17 protein-coding genes are annotated in these 18558 nt (G+C 65.3%); 11 read left to right on the plus strand and 6 right to left on the minus strand.

Annotated features, from left to right (window positions below; all coding sequences use genetic code 11):
• Positions 1 to 254: 254 nt before the first annotated feature.
• From E4P09_RS25135 to fabZ, 11 genes are all read left to right on the plus strand, one after another.
• The gene (locus E4P09_RS25135) at positions 255 to 1418 is read left to right on the plus strand and encodes a GGDEF domain-containing protein (RefSeq protein ID WP_137392422.1); all 1164 of its coding nucleotides are present in this window, start codon (positions 255 to 257) and stop codon (positions 1416 to 1418) included.
• Positions 1419 to 1606: 188 nt separating this feature from the next.
• Positions 1607 to 2632, plus strand: a complete 1026-nt coding sequence (locus tag E4P09_RS25140) for a 30S ribosomal protein S2 (RefSeq protein ID WP_137392423.1) — start codon at positions 1607 to 1609, stop codon at positions 2630 to 2632.
• A 66-nt stretch (positions 2633 to 2698) separates the two neighbouring features.
• Positions 2699 to 3622 (plus strand): translation elongation factor Ts, encoded by a 924-nt coding sequence (gene tsf, locus E4P09_RS25145; protein ID WP_137392424.1) that lies wholly within the window; start codon positions 2699 to 2701, stop codon positions 3620 to 3622.
• 69 nt (positions 3623 to 3691) lie between these two features.
• Positions 3692 to 4423, plus strand: coding sequence for a UMP kinase (pyrH, locus tag E4P09_RS25150; protein ID WP_137392425.1), 732 nt, complete (start codon positions 3692 to 3694; stop codon positions 4421 to 4423).
• Positions 4424 to 4463: 40 nt separating this feature from the next.
• Positions 4464 to 5012, plus strand: coding sequence for a ribosome recycling factor (frr, locus tag E4P09_RS25155; protein WP_428977742.1), 549 nt, complete (start codon positions 4464 to 4466; stop codon positions 5010 to 5012).
• A gap of 57 nt (positions 5013 to 5069) precedes the next feature.
• Positions 5070 to 5831, plus strand: a complete 762-nt coding sequence (locus tag E4P09_RS25160) for an isoprenyl transferase (protein ID WP_239025369.1) — start codon at positions 5070 to 5072, stop codon at positions 5829 to 5831.
• Between the two features lie 15 nt (positions 5832 to 5846).
• Positions 5847 to 6692 (plus strand): phosphatidate cytidylyltransferase, encoded by an 846-nt coding sequence (locus E4P09_RS25165; RefSeq protein ID WP_137392428.1) that lies wholly within the window; start codon positions 5847 to 5849, stop codon positions 6690 to 6692.
• Positions 6693 to 6752: 60 nt separating this feature from the next.
• Positions 6753 to 7961 (plus strand): 1-deoxy-D-xylulose-5-phosphate reductoisomerase, encoded by a 1209-nt coding sequence (locus E4P09_RS25170; protein ID WP_205042310.1) that lies wholly within the window; start codon positions 6753 to 6755, stop codon positions 7959 to 7961.
• 82 nt (positions 7962 to 8043) lie between these two features.
• Positions 8044 to 9192, plus strand: a complete 1149-nt coding sequence (gene rseP / locus E4P09_RS25175; RefSeq protein ID WP_137392429.1) for an RIP metalloprotease RseP — start codon at positions 8044 to 8046, stop codon at positions 9190 to 9192.
• A 135-nt stretch (positions 9193 to 9327) separates the two neighbouring features.
• On the plus strand, positions 9328 to 11646 hold the full coding sequence (gene bamA / locus E4P09_RS25180; protein WP_137392430.1) for an outer membrane protein assembly factor BamA: 2319 nt from the start codon (positions 9328 to 9330) through the stop codon (positions 11644 to 11646).
• Positions 11647 to 11816: 170 nt separating this feature from the next.
• Positions 11817 to 12290 carry a 3-hydroxyacyl-ACP dehydratase FabZ gene (gene fabZ, locus E4P09_RS25185; protein WP_170984642.1) on the plus strand — a complete coding sequence of 158 codons (474 nt, stop codon included), beginning with the start codon at positions 11817 to 11819 and terminating at the stop codon, positions 12288 to 12290.
• Positions 12291 to 12699: 409 nt separating this feature from the next.
• On the opposite strand, the gene E4P09_RS25190 is transcribed toward fabZ, so the two are convergent.
• The 6 genes from E4P09_RS25190 to E4P09_RS25215 all read right to left on the minus strand — a co-directional run bounded on the left by E4P09_RS25190 (position 12700) and on the right by E4P09_RS25215 (position 18507).
• On the minus strand, positions 12700 to 12855 hold the full coding sequence (locus tag E4P09_RS25190; protein ID WP_239025368.1) for a DUF2474 domain-containing protein: 156 nt from the start codon (positions 12853 to 12855) through the stop codon (positions 12700 to 12702).
• Entirely contained in the window at positions 12839 to 13840 is a 1002-nt protein-coding gene (gene cydB / locus E4P09_RS25195; RefSeq protein ID WP_137392432.1) for a cytochrome d ubiquinol oxidase subunit II, read from the minus strand. Before cydB ends, E4P09_RS25190 begins: the two co-directional genes overlap by 17 nt.
• Before the next feature lie 12 nt (positions 13841 to 13852).
• Positions 13853 to 15292 (minus strand): cytochrome ubiquinol oxidase subunit I, encoded by a 1440-nt coding sequence (locus E4P09_RS25200; protein WP_137392462.1) that lies wholly within the window; start codon positions 15290 to 15292, stop codon positions 13853 to 13855.
• Positions 15293 to 15593: 301 nt separating this feature from the next.
• The gene (locus E4P09_RS25205; protein WP_137392433.1) at positions 15594 to 16454 is read right to left on the minus strand and encodes a COG3904 family protein; all 861 of its coding nucleotides are present in this window, start codon (positions 16452 to 16454) and stop codon (positions 15594 to 15596) included.
• A complete protein-coding gene (locus tag E4P09_RS25210; RefSeq protein ID WP_137392434.1) occupies positions 16451 to 17734 on the minus strand; it encodes a hypothetical protein in 1284 nt (427 codons plus the stop codon). Before E4P09_RS25210 ends, E4P09_RS25205 begins: the two co-directional genes overlap by 4 nt.
• Positions 17735 to 17877: 143 nt before the next feature.
• Positions 17878 to 18507, minus strand: a complete 630-nt coding sequence (locus E4P09_RS25215; RefSeq protein WP_137392435.1) for a hypothetical protein — start codon at positions 18505 to 18507, stop codon at positions 17878 to 17880.
• Between the last annotated feature and the right edge of the window lie 51 nt (positions 18508 to 18558).

Consider the following 18558-nt stretch of genomic DNA (forward strand, 5'->3'; position numbering starts at 1 on the left):
CGCCTCGCGGCATCCGCGCCTGCCGGGGACCGGCCGGTGCCGCCGGAGCCCGGCCGAGCGGCGGCCCGGGCGACGCTTGCCCAAGGCTTGGGCTGCGAATCTTGCCCGGGAACCTGCCGCGCTTTGCGGGGGGTCCTTTCCGTGACGGGCCGTCCAGCCGCGTCCCGATGCGCCCTTCGCCGCGGCCGTGCCGGGTGCGGCTGGTGGGTGCGCCGCCTCGCGACGACGGCGCGTATTGACCGGTAGCGGCCGCCATGAACCTCGATATTCAGACCATTCTCATTCTGCTCATCGCCGTCTGCGCCGTGATCGCAATGGTACTGGTGGTCTCCTGGCACGACGAGCCCTCTGCCCGCTCCTATGGATGGTGGAGCGCCGGCTGCCTGGCCGCGATTGCCGGGCTGTCCTTGCTGCTGTGGCGGGATCGCATCACCGATGTGCTTTCGGTCGACATTGCCAACGTGCTGCTGTTGATCGGCGGCGGGCTGGGCTGGGCCGGCCTACGCTCGCTCTATGGACGCCGGGTGGCGTTCTGGCAGGTCGCCGGGCCGATCGCGCCGTGGGTGGCGGGGCTGATCGCCATGGGACCGGACGATCAGCCCTGGGAACGCACGGTCTGGCTCTCGATCGCCGCGAGCGCCGTGTGCGTGGCGATCGCGCGGGAGTTCTGGCGCGGAGGCGAAGAACGCCTGCCGTCGAGCCGGCCCCTCGCGGCGCTTCTGGTGTTCAATGCCGCGTTCTACCTGGTCCGCGGCGGCGTGGCGCTGGTGACGCCGATGCCGGACAGCATCGGCCGCACCGGGCTGTGGTTCGCCGTAAGCCTCGCCGAGGCGCTGCTGTTTCTCGTGGCCGTCGGCCTGTTTGCGGTGGCGCTGATCCGGGAAAAGACGGCGCGCCGCCTCAAGCTGATCGCCATGCAGGATCCGCTCACCCGAAGCCTCAACCGGCGCGGACTGGCCGAGGCGGCGACACCCGTGCTGCGCCGGCTGGCACGGAATGGCGGGATCGTTTCGGTGGTGCTCTTCGACATAGACGGTTTCAAGCTGCTCAACGACCGTTATGGCCATGATGTGGGCGACGGCGTACTGTCCGACTTCGCCCGCAGCCTGGGCGCGCTCCTGCCGCCAGAAACCCTGCTATGCCGCCTGGGCGGAGAGGAGTTCGCCGCCCTGCTCCCGGACACCGACCCCGAGGCGGCCATGGAGATCGCCGAGCGGGTGCGCAGCGGAATTGCCAGCCAAGCCTTCATCTATCGCGGGACTCGCTTGAGCATCACCGTGAGCGCAGGGGTAGCCTCGCAGCAGGGGAACGATATCGATCTCACCGGATTGCTCACATTGGCCGACCGCGCCCTCTACGAGGCGAAGGCGGACGGACGGAACCGGGTCCGCCTCAGCGCCGCGTCCGGCGCCGGTTGAACGCGCACGCATATTCCGCGGCACGCCGTGGCTGGCCGCTTGCAAATCGCGGGTCGACCGCGTATATGGCCACCGTCAACTCGCACGCGGGTGTCGGGCGGCCAGGCGTATTGGCTGTCCTTCCGGTGCCGGACGGGATCCGGCCACACCATCCGCGGAGGTTCAACCGGAAAAGGAGCAAGACTGGCATGGCATTGCCGGATTTCTCGATGCGTCAGCTGTTGGAAGCGGGCGTTCACTTCGGTCACCAGACCCATCGCTGGAACCCCAAGATGGGCACCTATATCTATGGCGACCGCAACGGCATCCACATTATCGACCTGGCGCAGACCGTGCCGTTGCTGCACCAGGCGCTCGTGGCGGTGCGCGACGTGGTGGCCGCCGGCGGCCGCGTGCTGTTCGTGGCCACCAAGCGGCAGGCTTCGGACATCGTGGCCGAGAGCGCCCGCCGCTGCGCGCAATATTATGTCAATCACCGCTGGCTCGGCGGCACGCTGACCAACTGGAAGACGATTTCGCATTCCATCCGCCGGCTGCGCCAGCTCGAGGACATGCTCGCCCAGGAGCATCTTGGCCTGACCAAGAAGGAAACGCTCAACCTGACCCGCGAGCGGGACAAGCTGGAGCGGGCCCTGGGGGGCATCAAGGACATGGGCGGCATTCCCGACCTGATGTTCGTGATCGACACCAACAAGGAGGCGATCGCGATCCAGGAGGCGCGCAAGCTCAACATCCCCGTGGTGGCGATCGTCGATACCAATTGCGACCCGCAGGGGATCACGTATCCGATCCCGGGAAATGACGATGCGGGCCGGGCGATCAGCTTGTATTGCGACCTGATCGCGCGTGCGGCGCTGGAGGGTATCTCGGTCGGGCAGGGCGCCGCCGGGGTCGATATCGGCGAGCTCGAGAACCCGCTGAGCGAGCCCGCGCTCGAGGACAAGGCCGAAGCCGATACGGCGGAGGATGCCGACCTGGGCTTCCCGCGCCTGAGCGAGCCTCGCGGTGCGCCCGACGATCTGAAGAAGATCACCGGACTCGGGCCCACGGTCGAGAAGAAGCTGAACGAACTCGGCATCTATCATTTCTGGCAGATCGCCGAAATGAACACCGACCAGATCAGGGCCCTGGACGATGCCCTGCAGTTCAAGGGGCGCGTCGAGCGCGACGACTGGGCTGCCCAGGCCAAGGGCCTTGCCGGCCTGGATGCCTGATACACGAACCGTCATGCTGGGGCGGGAGTTGGCCTGCCTCAGCGCTGCAAGAGATAGGATTCCGCTATGGCTGAGATCACTGCGAGCATGGTGAAGGCGCTGCGCGACAGCACCGGCGCCGGGATGATGGACTGCAAGAGCGCGCTCGCAGAGACCGGCGGGGACATGGAGGCTGCGGTCGACTGGCTGCGGAAGAAGGGTCTCGCCAAGGCGGCCAAGAAATCATCGCGCGTTGCGGCCGAGGGCCTCGTGGGCGTGGCGACCGCCGACCGCAAGGGCGCGGTGGTGGAGGTGAATTCCGAGACCGACTTCGTGGCCCGCAACGAGGCGTTCCAGTCGATGGTCAGCGAGATCGCCAAACTGGGGATCGACGCGCAGGGCGACGTGGATGCGCTGAGAGCCGCCACGATGCCCAACGGCAAGACGGTGGCTGATTTCGTGACCGATGCGGTGGCCACCATCGGCGAGAACATGAACGTGCGCCGCACCGGCTATATCGAAGTGAGCGAGGGTGTGGTCGCGAGCTATGTCCACGGCCAAGTGGTGCCCGGCCTCGGCAAGATCGGCGTGCTGGTGGGGCTCGAATCCAAGGGCGACAAGGAGAAGCTGGCCGCCCATGGCAAGCAGCTCGCCATGCACATCGCCGCGGCAAGCCCCATCGCCGTGCGGCCGGAAGAGGTGGATGCAAGCCTCGTCGACCGTGAGCGCGAGGTTCTGGCGGCGCAGGCGCGCGATTCCGGCAAGCCCGAGGACATCATCGCCAAGATGGTGGAGGGCCGGCTTCGGAAGTACTACGAAGAGGTCGTGCTGCTGCACCAGATCTACGTGATCGACGGCGAGAACACGGTCGGCAAGGCCATCAAAGAGATGGAAAAGGACGTCGGCGCGCCGATCACGGTGGCTGCTTTCGCGCGCTTCGCCATCGGCGAAGGCATCGAGCGCGAGGAAAGCGATTTCGCGAGCGAGGTTGCGGCCGCGGCTGGCTCGTGATACGCGGGCGCTTGGGATCGTGAGGCGTCTCAGATCCCTCGCGCTGTGTCGACACGAGGTTCTAGGACAATGGCAGGCCTTCCGCGCTTCAGCCGTGTGCTGCTGAAACTCTCCGGCGAAGCGTTGATGGGCCGCGAATCCTACGGCATCGACATGGCGATGGTGCGCCGCGTCGCGGATGAGATTCGCGATGTGGCGCAGTATGGGATCGAGCTCTGCATCGTGGTCGGGGGCGGCAATATCTTCCGGGGCCTGGCCGGCGCTGCGCAAGGCATGGACCGCACCACCGCCGACCATATCGGCATGCTGGCGACCGTCATGAACTCGCTCGCCCTCAACAATGCGCTGGTCCATGCGGGGCTGCAGTCGCGCGTGCTCTCGGCGATCTCCATGCCGACCGTGTGCGAGCCTTACATCCGCCCGCGTGCCCTGCGGCACCTTGAGAAAGGGCGGGTGGTGATCTTCGCAGCGGGCACGGGCAATCCCTATTTCACCACCGACACGGCCGCGACGCTGCGGGCGGCGGAGATGGGCTGCCAAGCCATATTGAAGGGCACCAGCGTCGACGGGGTCTATTCGCAGGATCCCAAGCGCCATGCGGATGCCGAGCGTTTCGACCGGGTGAGTTATCAAGAGGTGCTTGCGCAGCAGCTGCGGGTGATGGATCCTTCCGCCATTGCACTTGCGCGCGACAACAATATTTCTGTAATCGTGTTCTCGATCCGCGAGCCGGGAAATCTGGCGGCCGTGATCCGCGGCGAGGGCCGGTTCACGGTCATCGATGCCGGCAAGGCTGAATGATCCGCAGTTGGACGAAGAACACATGACAGATCCCGACAAAATGGACATGAAGGAGCTGAGGCGCCGGATGCAAGGCGCACTCGCCAAGCTCAAGGAGGAGTTCAGTGGCCTGCGCACCGGCCGCGCATCCGTTCACCTGCTGGAGCCCATAACGGTCGACGCCTATGGCGCGACCATGCCGCTCAACCAGGTGGCCACCGTCTCGGTGCCCGAGCCGCGGATGCTCACCGTGCAGGTCTGGGACAGAGGTCTCGTCTCGGCCGTGGACAAGGCCATCCGCAACTCGAGCCTGGGGCTCAATCCGATCGCCGAGGGGCAGACCTTGCGTGTTCCCGTGCCCGAACTGTCGCAAGAACGCCGAAAAGAGCTGGTTAAGGTCGCCCATAATTATGCGGAACAGGCGAAGGTTGCTGTGCGTAACGTGCGCCGCGACGGTATGGAGCAGCTGAAGCGGCTCGAAAAAGACGGCGAGATCAGTCAGGATGAGCACCGCGCCTGGGCCGACGACGTGCAGAAGCTGACAGACCAGACCATCAAGAGCATCGACGAGGCGATGGCGCAGAAGCAGGCGGAGATCCTGCAGATCTGAGTTGTTCCTGGGCGGGCCGGTGCTTTCAGCCGCGGGTGGAGTCAAATGTCTCTACGAATGAGCCGGTTGAGCGAAGGAGACGCGGAACCCGCCCTGGATGTGCCGGGCAGTCTTCCTCGCCACGTCGCCATCATCATGGATGGTAACGGCCGATGGGCCAAGCGGCGTTCCCTGCCGCGCTCCGCCGGCCACAGCCAAGGGGTGCAGGCGGTGCGCCGGGCGGTGAGCGCGGCGCTGGACTTCGGCATCCAGTATCTGACGCTCTACAGTTTCAGCTCGGAGAACTGGAGCCGACCCAAGGAGGAGGTGGGCTATCTGCTCGATCTGCTGCGCCGCTTCGCCAATCGCGACGTGGCGGAGCTGCATGCCCGGGGCGTGCGGATCAAGATCATCGGCGACAGGCAAACGCTTGCCCCGGATATCGTGTCGCTGATCGAGCGCTCGGAGGAGCTGACCCGCAACAACGAAGCGCTGACCCTTGTGGTCGCCTTCAACTACGGCGCGCGGGACGAGCTGACCCGCGCCGTTCAGGCGATCGCGCGCAAGGTGGAATCGGGGGCGCTTTCGGCCGGGGAGGTGAACGGGGTAACGCTCGAGCGGCACCTGGACACGGCCGGGCTGCCTGACCCCGATCTGGTGATCAGGACCAGCGGCGAGCAGCGCCTGTCGAACTTCCTGCTGTGGCAGAGCGCGTACTCCGAATTCGTGTTCGTCGACGAGGCCTGGCCCGATTTCGACCAGGACATCTTCGCCGCCGCACTGCGGCAGTTCATGCAGCGGGATCGGCGCTTCGGTGGCCTTGCCGCCTCGGCATCCTAGCTCAAGACACGCGCTATGGCCGCGGCCTGGAGCTCTGGCAAATGGGGCGATCTTGCCGTCAGAACCGCCTCGGCCGTGGTGCTCGTGCCGATCGTGCTGGCTCTGGCCTGGCTGGGCGGGGCGTGGTTTGCTCTCCTGCTCTCGGTGATCGGCGTTCTCATGGGCGTGGAGTGGGTGCGCCTTGCCTATCGCGCGCCCTCGCCCCTGCCTTATGCGCTGCATTGCCTGGCGGCGGCAGCCGCACCATGGCTGGCCCTCGCCGGGCGGCCGCTCATCGGCCTTGCCGCCATTTTGGCGCTGTGGGCCGTCTCGCTGGCCCATCTCTTCTGGCAAAAGCCCGACCATGACCGGGCGGCGACCATCGGGGTGATCTATGTGGCGGTGCCGGTGCTGAGCCTCGCCCTGCTGCGGGCGGATGCCGAGCTTGGACTGCGCGCCCTGCTCTGGCTCATGGTCGTGGTGTGGAGCGCGGATACGGTCGCCTATGGGGTGGGCCGGCTGCTGGGCGGCCCGAAGCTTGCGCCGCGCATCTCGCCGGGCAAGACATGGTCCGGTTTTTTCGGCGCCGTCGCCGGGGGCGGCGCGGCCGGTGCCATTGCCGGCATGCTGATGGATTTGCCGGCGGCCATATCATTGACCATATTGGGCGGCAGCTTGGCGGTCGTGGCGCAGCTCGGCGACCTTTTCGAGTCACAGCTCAAGCGCCATGCTGGTGTCAAGGATTCAGGGCAAGTCATTCCGGGGCACGGGGGAATACTCGATCGGGTCGATGGTCTGATGGCGGTTGCAACAGCGGCTTTGGCGATCGGGTTTTTGCGGGAAGGGCCAAACAATATTGCCAAAGCTTTGCTGCTATGGTGACAACAGTAACCTTACAAAAACCTTCTCCATGCAGATTGGACAGTGGGAGAGTTGTGAGCCGTGACCGCCATCGCCGAACGCATTGACCGGGCTGATTGCGCCAAGCGCATCACCATTCTTGGCTCGACCGGCTCGATCGGGTGCTCGACGCTGGATATCGTGAGCCGTGCGCCCGACCGCTTCGAGGTCGATGCGCTGGTGGGCAATTCGAATGTGGCGCGGCTGGCGGAGCAGGCGAAGGCTATGCGCGCGCGACTGGTGGTCAGCGCCGATCCCACCAATTATCGCGCGCTGAAGGAAGCGCTGGCCGGATCCGGCATCGCGGTGGCGGCGGGGCCGGAGGCGGTGGTCGAGGCGGCGCAGCGGCCGGTAGACATGATCATGGCGTCGATCGTCGGGGCGGCCGGCCTGGCGCCGACCATCGCGGCGGTGCAGCAAGGCACCACGATCGGGCTTGCCAACAAGGAATGCCTGGTCTCCGGCGGCAGCCTGTTCACGCAGGCCGCACTCCGCTCGGGCGCCCGCATCCTGCCGGTCGATTCCGAGCACAGCGCGGTGTTCCAGGTGCTCAACCGCGACCATGCGGACCAGGTCTCGCGCATTATCCTCACCGCTTCGGGCGGGCCGTTCCGCACCTTCAGCCCGGCGGAGCTCGAGGCTGCGACACCGGAGCAGGCGCTCAAGCACCCGAACTGGAGCATGGGCCGCAAGATCACGATCGACTCGGCCAGCCTGATGAACAAGGGGCTGGAGCTGATCGAGGCCTTCCATCTGTTCGACGTGGCGATCGACCAGCTGGACGTGCTGGTCCATCCGCAATCGATCGTGCACAGCCTGGTCGAGTATAACGACGGTTCGACGCTGGCGCAGCTGGGCATGCCGGACATGCGCACGCCCATCGCCTATGCGCTCGCCTGGCCGCAGCGGATCAGCGCGCCCGTGCAGCAGCTGCGGCTCGAGAAGATCGGCCAGCTCACCTTCGAGGAGGTCGACGAGCAGCGGTTCCCGGCAATCAGGGTGAGCCTCGATGCCTTGGCGCGGGGTGGCAGCGCGACGGCGGTGCTGAACGCGGCCAACGAAATCGCGGTCGCGGAATTCTTGTCGAAACGCCTGTCCTTTCCGGGTATCACACGGCTTGTCCAGGCGACCATCGACCGGGCCGAGCAGGATGGCATGCTCGCCGGGCTCAACTCGCTGGATGACGTCTGGTCGGCGGACGCCTATGGCCGCCGCGTGGCGCAGGAGCTGGCGGCAAGGTTCGGGCGGTAGCTCAGGTCCAAGATGAAGCGAGCCGGCTAAATGGCTAGCCGGCAAGGAATTAGGCCGGTAGCGGCTGATAGGTGGACGTGAAATGGTACTCGCGGAGATGATCGGTTCGGGGTTGTGGACGTTCCTGTCCTACCTCGTGCCGTTCCTGTTCGTGCTCACAATCGTCGTGTTCTTCCACGAGCTGGGGCATTTCCTCACGGCGCGGGCCTGCGGGGTGAAGGTGGACAGCTTCGCGGTCGGCTTCGGCCGGGCAATCGCGTCCTGGGTCGATCGGCACGGCACCGAGTGGCGAATCGGCTGGCTGCCACTCGGCGGCTATGTGAGCTTCCGCGGCGACAAGTCGGTGGCCAGCACGCCGGACGAAGCGGTGCTGGAGGCCGCCGCCCATGATCCTGCCGAAGCCAGCCAGCTGTTCCACAACAAGCCGCTTGCACAGCGCGCGGCGGTGGTGGCTGCGGGGCCGATCGCCAATTTCATCGTCGCCATCCTCATCTTCGCGGCCACTTTCATGATCGTCGGGCGCCATGTGGCCCCGCCGATCGCCGACACGGTGCAGCCGGATACGCCGGCGGCTGCGGCGGGAATGCAACCGGGCGACGAGATCAAGACGGTGGATGGCCACGCGATCGAGACCTTCGCCGATCTGCAGCGCATCGTTTCCGGGAGCGCCGGCCAGCCGCTCACCCTCGGCATCCTGCGCGACGGCCGCCTCATCACCCTGCAGGTAACCCCGGCGGCCCGGGAGATCGAGGACCGGTTCGGGGGCAAGCACACCATCGGCATTCTGGGGATCACGGGCGGGGCGGGCGAGGGGGCACGCGTCGAGCGCTACGGCCCCGTGATGGCCTTGTGGAAAGGGGCCGAGCAGACCTGGTTCGTGATCACCAGCACCCTGAGCTATGTGGGTCAAGTGATCGTTGGCACTCAGTCTGCGGATCAGCTCGGCGGGCCGCTGCGGATCGCGCAGATGTCCGGGGAAATCGCGGGAATCGGCCTTCTCCCGCTTATCAACCTGGCTGCGGTGCTCTCGGTAAGCATCGGTTTGATCAACCTGTTTCCGATTCCGATACTTGATGGCGGCCACCTTTTATACTACGCCATTGAGGCTGTGAGAGGGAGGCCGCTCAGTCCGAGAGCACAGGATCTGGGCTTCAGAGTGGGAATGGTCCTGGTCTTGATGCTGATGCTGTTCGCGACGTGGAACGACCTTATCCACTTCGAACTGTTTTGATTTTGACACTATGGAGCGGGAAATCGCCCTGCTGACGATCATGCGGTTTTCAGCTGAGCCGAAACCACGTAAAACAACTCGTTACACGCGTTTCGGCCTGGGGCGGCGGGGATAACAACTGATGATTGGTACCTTATGCGCTATCGGTTTGTAATTGCCGCCTGTCTGGCTCTGCTCTTGACCGCTTTGGGACCGATCGCGGGGATCGGTTTCACGGCCGGCGAGGCGCACGCGCAGACAGTGTCGCGTATCGCTGTCGAGGGGAATCAGCGTATCGACCCCGAGACCGTCACCGCCTACATGCAAATCGGACCGGGCGACCCGTTCGATGCCGAGCGCATCGACCAATCGCTGAAGGCTCTGTTCCAGACAGGCCTGTTCTCGGACGTCCAGATCTTCCGCCGCGGCAACGTGCTCGTGGTGCATGTGGAGGAGAACCCGCTGATCAACCAGATCAGCTTCGAGGGCAACAGCGAGATCACCGACGAGAATCTCGGCAAGGAGGTCGAGCTCAAGCCGCGCATGGTCTTTACCCGCGCCCGGGTGCAGAGCGACGTGCAGAGGCTGCAGGCTCTCTACAGGCGGTCCGGCCTGTTTGCGGCCCGGATCGAGCCGAAGGTGATCCGTCTGCCGCAGAACCGGGTCAACCTGGTGTTCGAGATCACCGAGGGCGCCACAACCCGCATCCAGCGCATTACCTTCATCGGCAACGAGGCGTTCGATTCGGGCCAGCTGCGCGATGTGATCACCACCGAGGAATCGCGCTGGTGGAAGTTCCTGTCCACGTCCGACAACTACGATCCGGATCGGCTGGCCTATGACCGGGAGCTGCTCCGGCGGTTCTACCTGAACCACGGCTATGCGGATTTCCAGGTGCTGTCGGCCACGGCCGAGCTCGCGCCGGACGGGGAGAATTTCTACATCACCTTCACGGTCTATGAAGGACCGCAGTACAACTTCGGCCCGGTCGCCGTCGACCCCGGCAGCACCAATCTCAGCCCCGAGGAGCTGATGGAGCGGGTCCGGACGCGCAGCGGCGACGTCTATAGCGCGGAGCTGGTCGACTCCACGGTCGAACGCCTGACGGTCGAGGCCGGCACCTCCGGCTATGCCTTCGCGAAGGTGCGGCCGCGCATCGAACGCGACGAGCAGACGCGGACCATAGGGCTGACCTATACGCTCGAGGAAGGGCCGCGGGTCTATATCGAGCGCATCGACATCGTCGGCAACACGCGCACCCAGGACAACGTCATCCGGCGGGAGATCCGGCTGGTCGAGGGCGATGCCTATAACCGGGTGCTGGTGGACCGGGCCCGGCGCCGCATCACCGCGCTGGATTTCTTCAGCAAGGTCGACATCATCGAGCAGCCGGGCAGCGCGCCCGACCGCGTGGTGCTGATCGTGCAGGTTGAGGAGAAGTCGACCGGTACCCTCAACTTCGCGGCCGGTTACTCGACCTCGGAGGCGGTGGTCGGATCGGTGAGCGTCACCGAGCGCAACCTGCTGGGCAAGGGGCAGTTCGTCCGACTGGCGACATCGCTGAGCTTCAAGCGCCAGGAGGTCGACTTCAGCTTCACCGAGCCGTATTTCCTCGGGCGCAACCTGTCGGCGGGCATCGACGCCTATGCGACGCGCACGGATCAGCAGGACGAGTCGTCCTTCGACGTGCGCCAGCTGGGTGGCGGGTTCCGCTTCGGCTTCCCGCTATCGGAAAACGGCCGCATAACGACGCGGTACAACTTCACCAACCGGCGCATCTGGAACGTTCCGGAAAACGCCTCGCAAGCCATTCTGCAATCCAAGGGCACCACGAATATCTCGCTGGTCGGGGCCACCTACGTCTATGACATGCTGGACAACCCGCTGAACCCGACCTCGGGCTACCGGTTCCAGCTGTCGACCGACGTGGCGGGCCTCGGCGGCGATGCCCAGTGGGCGAGGGCGGAACTCGCCGGCTATTACTTCTATCCCATCTGGGACGGCGTCGTGTTCATGGCGCGCGGCACGGCCGGCCATATGGAGCCGCTCGGCAAGGAGATCCAGCCGATCGACCGCTTCTTCAAGGGCGGCAACTCGTTCCGCGGCTTCGAGCGCGCCGGTATCGGCCCGCGCGACATCTCGACCTCGCGGGACGATGCGCTGGGCGGCTATACCTACGGCATCGGCACGCTGGAAGTGACGTTCCCGCTCGGTCTGCCCGAGGAGTTCGGAATTCGGGGCGCGGTGTTCACCGACTTCGGCACGCTGTTCAACGCACCCGACAACTTCAAGTGCTCGAACGACTACACGAAGTGCTTGGTGGGCGACAAAGCCGAGTTCCGGGCGTCCGCGGGTGCCAGCGTGATCTGGCAGTCGCCGTTCGGTCCGCTGCGCTTCGACTTCGCGGAAGCCCTGCTGAAGGAGAAGTATGACAAGACCGAGTGGTTCCGCTTCAGCGTCGGCACGCAGTTCTAAGCGCCGGACGACCGGCTCCGCCCATGGGCAGACTGGAAAGCCGTTGGTCTTTTCTGTTCATTCCTCTAAACAGGCCGGCAAAATATGCCGGCCTTTCCTTTGCGCGAGGATACTGGCGGCTTGGCGTTCGCCTGGCCTGTAGACAAGTCTGATGGGGTTGCTGGACCAGCATGGTGACCGACGTCTCTAAGCCGGGACTGGACGCGGCCGATATCAACCGCGTGCTGCAGTTGCTGCCTCACCGATACCCATTCCTGATGATCGACCGTATCGTCGACATGGACGGGGATCTGTCGGGGATCGGCATCAAGAACGTGACCATCAACGAGCCGTATTTCGCCGGCCACTTCCCGGGCGCGCCGGTGATGCCCGGGGTCCTGCTGATCGAAGCCATGGCACAGACCGCAGGCGGGCTGGTGGTGGCCAGCCGCGGCGAGGAGGGGCAGGGAAAGCTCGTCTATTTCATGACCATCGACAAGGCGCGATTTCGCAGGCCCGTGGTGCCGGGTGACACGGTGAAGATCCACGTGCAGCTGCTGCGCAAGCGCGCCAATGTGTGGAAGTACAGGGGAGAGGCCCGGGTCGACGGGCGGCTTGCGGCGGAAGCGGAGATCAGCGCCATGCTGACCGAAGCCAAGCTTTAGATCAATCGCGGCCAATTTGCACCACAGCTAGGCTCTAGGCCGGTGATGACGAAGGCAGGGCGGTTGAGCGAGACCGTCTTGCCCCGGCTTGACCGGGGCATCCAGGGCCACGCGGCATAGGCGTTCCGCTTGACCCCTGGATTGCCGCGTCAAGCGCGGCAGTGACGAGAGGAGCCGGTGTTCCTCCCCCGCCCCGTCATGCCGGCCGCGCCGAGGCGCCGAGCCGGCATCCAGGGCCACACGGCACGAACTCCCTTGCGGCCCCTGGATTGCCGCGTCAAGCGCGGCAATGACGAGAGGGGGCGTATGGAGCTCATCGTCATGCCGGCCGCGCTGAGGCGCCGAGCCGGGCATCTAGGGCCACACGGCACGAACTCCCAAAGCCGCCCAACACCCTCAACTCGAGACCTCAGCTCAGCCAGAGCTTGATGGCGAGCCCTACCAGGGCCGTCGTGGCGACACCGCCCAGCCATAGGGCCGCGAACCACAACCAGCGGCGCAATGTGGGCGAAAGCTGCTCGGGACGAGGCAGCCGCCGCCATCGCATGTCAATGGTATCCTTCATGGCCGGTCTTGCCGCGGAAAACCCAATAGGCGTGGGCCGTATAGGCAAGGATGATCGGGATCAGGATGCCCGCGCCGACGAGCATGAAGATGAGGCTCTCGTCGGGCGCGGCAGCATCCCAGATCGTGACCACATTCGGCACCACGTGCGGGAAGATGCTGATGCCCAGCCCGATCTGTCCGAGCCCAAAGAAGGCTATGGCGATCAGGAACGGCCAGATGTCGCGGCGGAACTTCAAGCTGAGGAAAAAGCCCACGGCGGCTATGGTGACCAGCAGGGGAACCTGCGCGGTGAACAGCACCTGCGGCCAGGAGAACCACCGCTCGTAATAGTCGCCGCTGAGGAAGGGGGTGGCCAAGCTGACCAGAGCCATGCAGATCAAGGTGCCGATGCCGAGGATCTTGGCAAGGCGGAAGCAATGGTCCTGCGTGGCGCCCTCGGTCTTCATGATGAGCCAGGTCGAGCCAAGGAGCGCGTAGCCGATGACCACGCTCACTCCGACCAGCAGGCTGAAGGGCGTGAGCCAGTCCCACCAGCCTCCGGCATAGCTGCGGTTGGCGACGGTTATGCCCTGGAGAAGGGCGCCGAGCGTGATGCCCTGGGCCAGGGCGGCGACCACCGACCCCACCGTGAAGCCCACGTCCCAATAGGGGCGATGCCTGGGATCGCGCCAGCGGAACTCGAAGGCGACGCCACGAAACACCAGGGCGAGCAGCATGGCGATGATCGGCGCATAGAGCGCCGGCAGGATGATGGCATAGGCCAGGGGGAATGCCGCCATGAGGCCGCCGCCGCCCAGCACGAGCCAGGTCTCGTTGCCGTCCCATACGGGGGCCACGGAATTCATGGCGCTGTCGCGCTCTTCTCCGGGCGCAAAGAAGGGAAACAGAATGCCGATGCCGAGGTCGAATCCGTCCATCACCACGTAGGCGAACACGGCGAAGGCCAGAATGCACGCCCAGACCGTCGGTAGATCGATTTCCATTTCGAACCTCCTTCAGTGGCGGGTTGTGGCGCCGGCTTCCCCCAGGGTGCGCTGCGGATCGACGGAGGGCGCGGGTGTGATGCCGGCGGCGCGCACGGGCCCGCGCAGCTCCGTATCGGGGCTCGGTTCGCCCGGATAGGGCGCATGGCTCATGAGCTTCAGGATGTAGGCGGTTCCCACGCCGAACACGATGAAATAGACCACGATGAAGGTCAGGAGCGAGGTGCCCACAGCCGGAGCATCCAGGGGAGACACGGAGTCGGCGGTGCGCAGCAGGTTATAGACGGTATACGGCTGCCGGCCGACCTCGGTCGTAACCCACCCGGCAATGACCGCAACGAAGCCGGCGGGGCCCATGAGCAGGGCGTAGCGGTGCAACAGCCGCCAATCATAAAGCCTGTGGCGGAAACGGGCGATCACGCTGAACACCGCCAAGCCGAGCATCAGGACGCCGAGCCCGACCATGATGCGAAAGCTCCAGAACACGATGGGGACGGGCGGCCATTCCGAGCGCGGCACCGTGTCGAGCCCGGCCAGCGGGGCGTCAAGCTCATGCTTGAGGATCAGCGAGGAGGCCTTGGGAATGCTGACTTCGTATCGTACTTCGCCGGTCTCCATATCCGGTAGGCCGAACAAAATCAGCGGAGCCCCGTCCTGGTAGCTTTTGAAATGACCTTCGATGGCCATGATCTTGACCGGCTGGTATTCGAGCGTGTTCAGCCCGTGCTGATCGCCGGCCAGGATCTGCAGAGGGGCCGCGACCGTGATGAGGCCCGTGGCCATCGAGAACATGATGCGGGCGCCCTCGTTCCGGGCATCACGCAGAAGATGCCAGGCCGCCACGGCCCCGACCACCAGGGCGGTGGTGAGATAGGCGGCGAGCACCGTGTGCACGAGACGGTACGGGAAGGACGGGTTGAAGATGACCTGCCACCAATCCGCGGGCACGAACTGGCCGACATCATTGGCCGCATGACCGCTGGGCGTGTGCATCCAGCTGTTGGCCGAGAGAATCCAGAAGGCGGAAAGCAGGGTGCCAAACGCCACCGCCAAAGTGGCCAGGAAGTGGAGCTTCGGGCCGACCCGGTTCATGCCGAACAGCATGACGCCGAGGAAGCCCGCTTCCAGGAAGAAGGCCGTCATCACCTCGTAGGCCATGAGCGGCCCGATGACCGGGCCGACCTTGTCGGAAAACACCGACCAGTTGGTGCCGAACTGGTAGGACATGACGATGCCCGACACCACGCCCATGCCGAAGGCCAGGGCGAAGATCTTGACCCAGTACTTGTACAGGTTGAGGTAGGTCTCGCGTCCGGTCTTCAGCCACAAGCCTTCCAGCACTGCCAAATAGCTGGCCAGCCCTATGGAGAATGATGGGAAGATGAAATGAAAGGAGACGGTGAAGGCGAACTGCATTCGGGCGAGCGTGAGCGCATCGAAATGCTCAAACATCATCTCCTCCATAAACTCGCGAGCCGGCAATGACGATGGTGATCGGAAGGCGCGCGAGACGAGCCGTCGATGAAGGCATGGGCCGGCTCGGCCCGCCGCGAACCTCGTCGCGGGGGTTGGCCGGGCGCACCCCGTTCTGTTCGCATTGTGTGGCCACCGTCCCGCTCTGATCCGGTGAATCGCCTGATTGCGATTCGTAGTCTAATGCGCATCGCAGAAAGGGCACGCGTGATCTCGCGGTCGCAGCGACGAAATATCCGGGGCGAGGCGATCGGGCGATGGGCGATCTGATCCGGGCGGCTTACAAGTTCCGCGGTGGCTGCTTGGCCGGTGCCGCCGTGGCTTGGGCAGGTGCCATGGTGGAGCCGGTGGCCAAGTTGAGGCGGATGAGCTCTTCCGGCGTGAAGTAGAAGATCTGCTGCGGCGGCGTCTCCATGGCATGGATCCAGACCTGTGGGTCCACACCCATGTCGACTAGATGGCGCTGGCAGCGGGCCGAGACCTGCTGTGCGCGCGCGAAACCGCCTTCGGCCGGCAAGGCGAACGGAGACGCGCTTGCCGGCGCAATGGCGTAGACCTGATGCACGCCGACGGACGCGCCGCTCTCCACTATCCGCTCGACCCCGCCGGCGAGCACCAGCGGGCAGGACGAGGCACACAGCCCCTTTGCCTCGACGAGCGTCGCAAGCTTGCGTGCGCGGATCAGCTCGGCCATGGCCAAAGCATCCTCCACCGATCCGCCGGGGGAGTTCAGAACCACGGCCTTTACGTAGTCGCCACGCTTCTCGATCTCGGCCTGGAACCGTTCGGCCGTGCCCGGCGTGATGGTGCCGATGGCCTCGAGCCGGCCGTCGGCAACCAATTCGATGGTCATTGGCTTCTGGAGCTCGGCGGCCGGCGTGCGGCGGTCGCCCGGCTGCACGATCTCCGGCCGGATCGAGGGCAGGAAGGGCTGCACATCGGGGTATGCGGCGGGCGAGAGCGTCTGGACAGCCGGCGGCGGCTGCGACTTCATGCGTTCGGCGAGATCGTACCCAAGCACGCCCGTGGCCAGCGCGACCAGCGTGAAGAAGACGCTGCGCAGTATGGTTTCGTCACGCGCTTCCCCGGGCGCGCGACGCCAAAGGGTCGATCGCCGCGATGATGGATCGGCGCTGCTCATTCCTTCTTCACGCCGCGAGCAGTGGTGAGAGGCGTGACGGTCGATTCGGCGGGGCCGCCCAGCAGCTGTCGCTCCTCCGCCTCTCGATGCACGCTCCCCGCATTCGCCAGCCGCTCGCCATCTACCTCGCGCAGCAGGCGCATGGCCGCAATGAGATCGGCGGCGGTCATGGACTCGGCGGTGGTTGGTTCGGCCTCGCGCCGGATTGCCGCGTGAACGATGCAGAGGATGAGCACGAGCACGGCGGGAAGCAGATCGATCGAAATGGCGCCGGCCCAGCTGGGCAGAAAATCGCCGGCATAACGCAGCACCGCTTCCGCGGTGGACAGGGGCTGGAACCGGGATGGCTCGACCGGACCATTGCCGATGATGGCCTCGGCCGCCTTGGAGAGGGCATTTGCCTGGGCGGCGACCGCCTTCTCCACATTGTCGACCACCTGGCTCTGGCGGCCGGCGAGATCCGCCGTGCGGCCGTCCGGGGCCGGTGGAATGAAGCCGGCGGCCAGGTCGTCGGCGGCCCGTTTCACGGCGGGCGCCATGGAGGTCTGTTCCATGGAGGCGATCGTGCCGATCAACTTCAGCGCTTCGGCCCCGAAGGCGTCGCTGCGGGCCTTGATGTCGCCTTGCCGGGAGACGAACTCGCGCATGCGCGCGATCTGCCTGCTGCCTTCCGCATAGAGCTGATGGGCGCGATCGGCGCTATCGGCGACTTGGCGGCCAAGCTCATCGAGCTGGCCCGACATCTGGGTGAGCAGCTGCACCACGGTGCCGGAACCGCCGGTGCCGGTGAGGGCGCCGTTGCGCTCGGCGTCGGCCAGGCGCGCAAAGCGGGTGGAGGCGAGCTGAATGTCGGGCAGCAGGCTCTGGGCGCCCAGCGCCCGGTTATGAGCGGCGTCGAGATCGCGCGTGTAGGCCTGCAGGGTCATGGCAAGATGCTGCTCGATGGCGGCGGAACCCGCCAGGGCCGCCGCGTTCAGCCAGGATGACATGGCCACGATCATCAGCGAGCCGAGCGCCATGGCGGCGGCGAGCCACAAGCGGCTGGTCACGTCCCTTACATGCGGCAGGAAGCGCATGAGAAACGACCAGAAGGCATAGATCGCAACCGAAACGGCGGCCGAGTAGATGACGGCTGCAAAAAAGGTGAGCACGGCCGAGCCGTCGAGCAGATCGCGGACGCCGAGATAGGTGTAGACGCCGGACGCCAAGGCGAGGACGGCCAGCGTGATTCGCATGGTGAGATCGATCGCGGTGACGCCGTTCCGGAGTGCCGAAGTCATTCAGGAATGTTCCGCCGAAGAATTTCCGATAATTGTCTTAATCTATGAGACGGTATTGTGGCGACGGTTCGTTAACGAAAAAGGCGGGCCGGAGCCCGCCTCGATACTTCAGGAATTCGTGAAGAGGTGTGCCCGCCCGGGCATCAATAGGCCCACCAGGGCCGGCAGTGCAGGCCGCCATAAGGCCCGCGCCAGCAGCCGCCACCGGCCCACGGGCCAGGGCCCCAACCCCAGCCCCAGCGGTGACGCCAGCCGGGACCATACCACCAGTCGATGAATATGGTGGCCTGCTGGCCGGACTGCGGCAGCTCGCCGCTCAGCGGCTTGATGTCGTAGGTGAGCGTATCCCCTTCGAGCCGCGGATTGAGCAGCTCAACGATCACGATGTCCGTCTTGCCATCAACCCCAGTGGAGATCGAGGCATTCGGCGGGTCCTTCTCGAAACTGTCCTTGCCCTTGTTCCAGAACTCCACGAATTTCGCGGTCGAGGCATCGCCCGTCATCCGTTCGGGCCGGTCGCTGAACATCAGCGTCTGCGGGTTGATGCCCTTCAAGGTGAGCGTCTTGCCGTCCGAGGTGAAGCTGTCGGCGGTCTGCACGAACAGCCAATTGGCTGCCGGCATCTCGACCATGTTCGACTTCTGATCGTCCGGGCTTGGTGTGGTGCTCTGGGCAGCTGGCGGCGTCGAGGTGCCGGAGCTGGTTTGCGCGTAGGCCCCTGTGGTGAACACGGCCATGGTTGCCATTGCCAGGCCGGCAAGCAGAACCTTCATCGTCCCTCTCCATCTGTATAGGAGTGAGGCGAACGCTATGGCTTTTTCAAA

It is taken from the genome of Rhodoligotrophos defluvii (assembly GCF_005281615.1).
GTDB lineage: Bacteria > Pseudomonadota > Alphaproteobacteria > Rhizobiales > Im1 > Rhodoligotrophos > Rhodoligotrophos defluvii.

Bases quoted from the DNA above. Each gene is read 5' to 3' on its own strand.
- E4P09_RS25200 (WP_137392462.1), bottom strand. From the start codon at position 15,292: ATGTTTGAGCATTTCGATGCGCTCACGCTCGCCCGAATGCAGTTCGCC.
- E4P09_RS25140 (WP_137392423.1), top strand. From the start codon at position 1,607: ATGGCATTGCCGGATTTCTCGATGCGTCAGCTGTTGGAAGCGGGCGTT.
- E4P09_RS25190 (WP_239025368.1), bottom strand. From the start codon at position 12,855: ATGAAGGATACCATTGACATGCGATGGCGGCGGCTGCCTCGTCCCGAG.
- E4P09_RS25165 (WP_137392428.1), top strand. From the start codon at position 5,847: ATGGCCGCGGCCTGGAGCTCTGGCAAATGGGGCGATCTTGCCGTCAGA.
- bamA (WP_137392430.1), top strand. From the start codon at position 9,328: ATGCGCTATCGGTTTGTAATTGCCGCCTGTCTGGCTCTGCTCTTGACC.
- tsf (WP_137392424.1), top strand. From the start codon at position 2,699: ATGGCTGAGATCACTGCGAGCATGGTGAAGGCGCTGCGCGACAGCACC.
- fabZ (WP_170984642.1), top strand. From the start codon at position 11,817: ATGGTGACCGACGTCTCTAAGCCGGGACTGGACGCGGCCGATATCAAC.
- E4P09_RS25205 (WP_137392433.1), bottom strand. From the start codon at position 16,454: ATGAGCAGCGCCGATCCATCATCGCGGCGATCGACCCTTTGGCGTCGC.
- E4P09_RS25160 (WP_239025369.1), top strand. From the start codon at position 5,070: ATGAGCCGGTTGAGCGAAGGAGACGCGGAACCCGCCCTGGATGTGCCG.
- cydB (WP_137392432.1), bottom strand. From the start codon at position 13,840: ATGGAAATCGATCTACCGACGGTCTGGGCGTGCATTCTGGCCTTCGCC.
- rseP (WP_137392429.1), top strand. From the start codon at position 8,044: ATGGTACTCGCGGAGATGATCGGTTCGGGGTTGTGGACGTTCCTGTCC.
- pyrH (WP_137392425.1), top strand. From the start codon at position 3,692: ATGGCAGGCCTTCCGCGCTTCAGCCGTGTGCTGCTGAAACTCTCCGGC.
- E4P09_RS25215 (WP_137392435.1), bottom strand. From the start codon at position 18,507: ATGAAGGTTCTGCTTGCCGGCCTGGCAATGGCAACCATGGCCGTGTTC.
- frr (WP_428977742.1), top strand. From the start codon at position 4,464: ATGGACATGAAGGAGCTGAGGCGCCGGATGCAAGGCGCACTCGCCAAG.
- E4P09_RS25135 (WP_137392422.1), top strand. From the start codon at position 255: ATGAACCTCGATATTCAGACCATTCTCATTCTGCTCATCGCCGTCTGC.
- E4P09_RS25210 (WP_137392434.1), bottom strand. From the start codon at position 17,734: ATGACTTCGGCACTCCGGAACGGCGTCACCGCGATCGATCTCACCATG.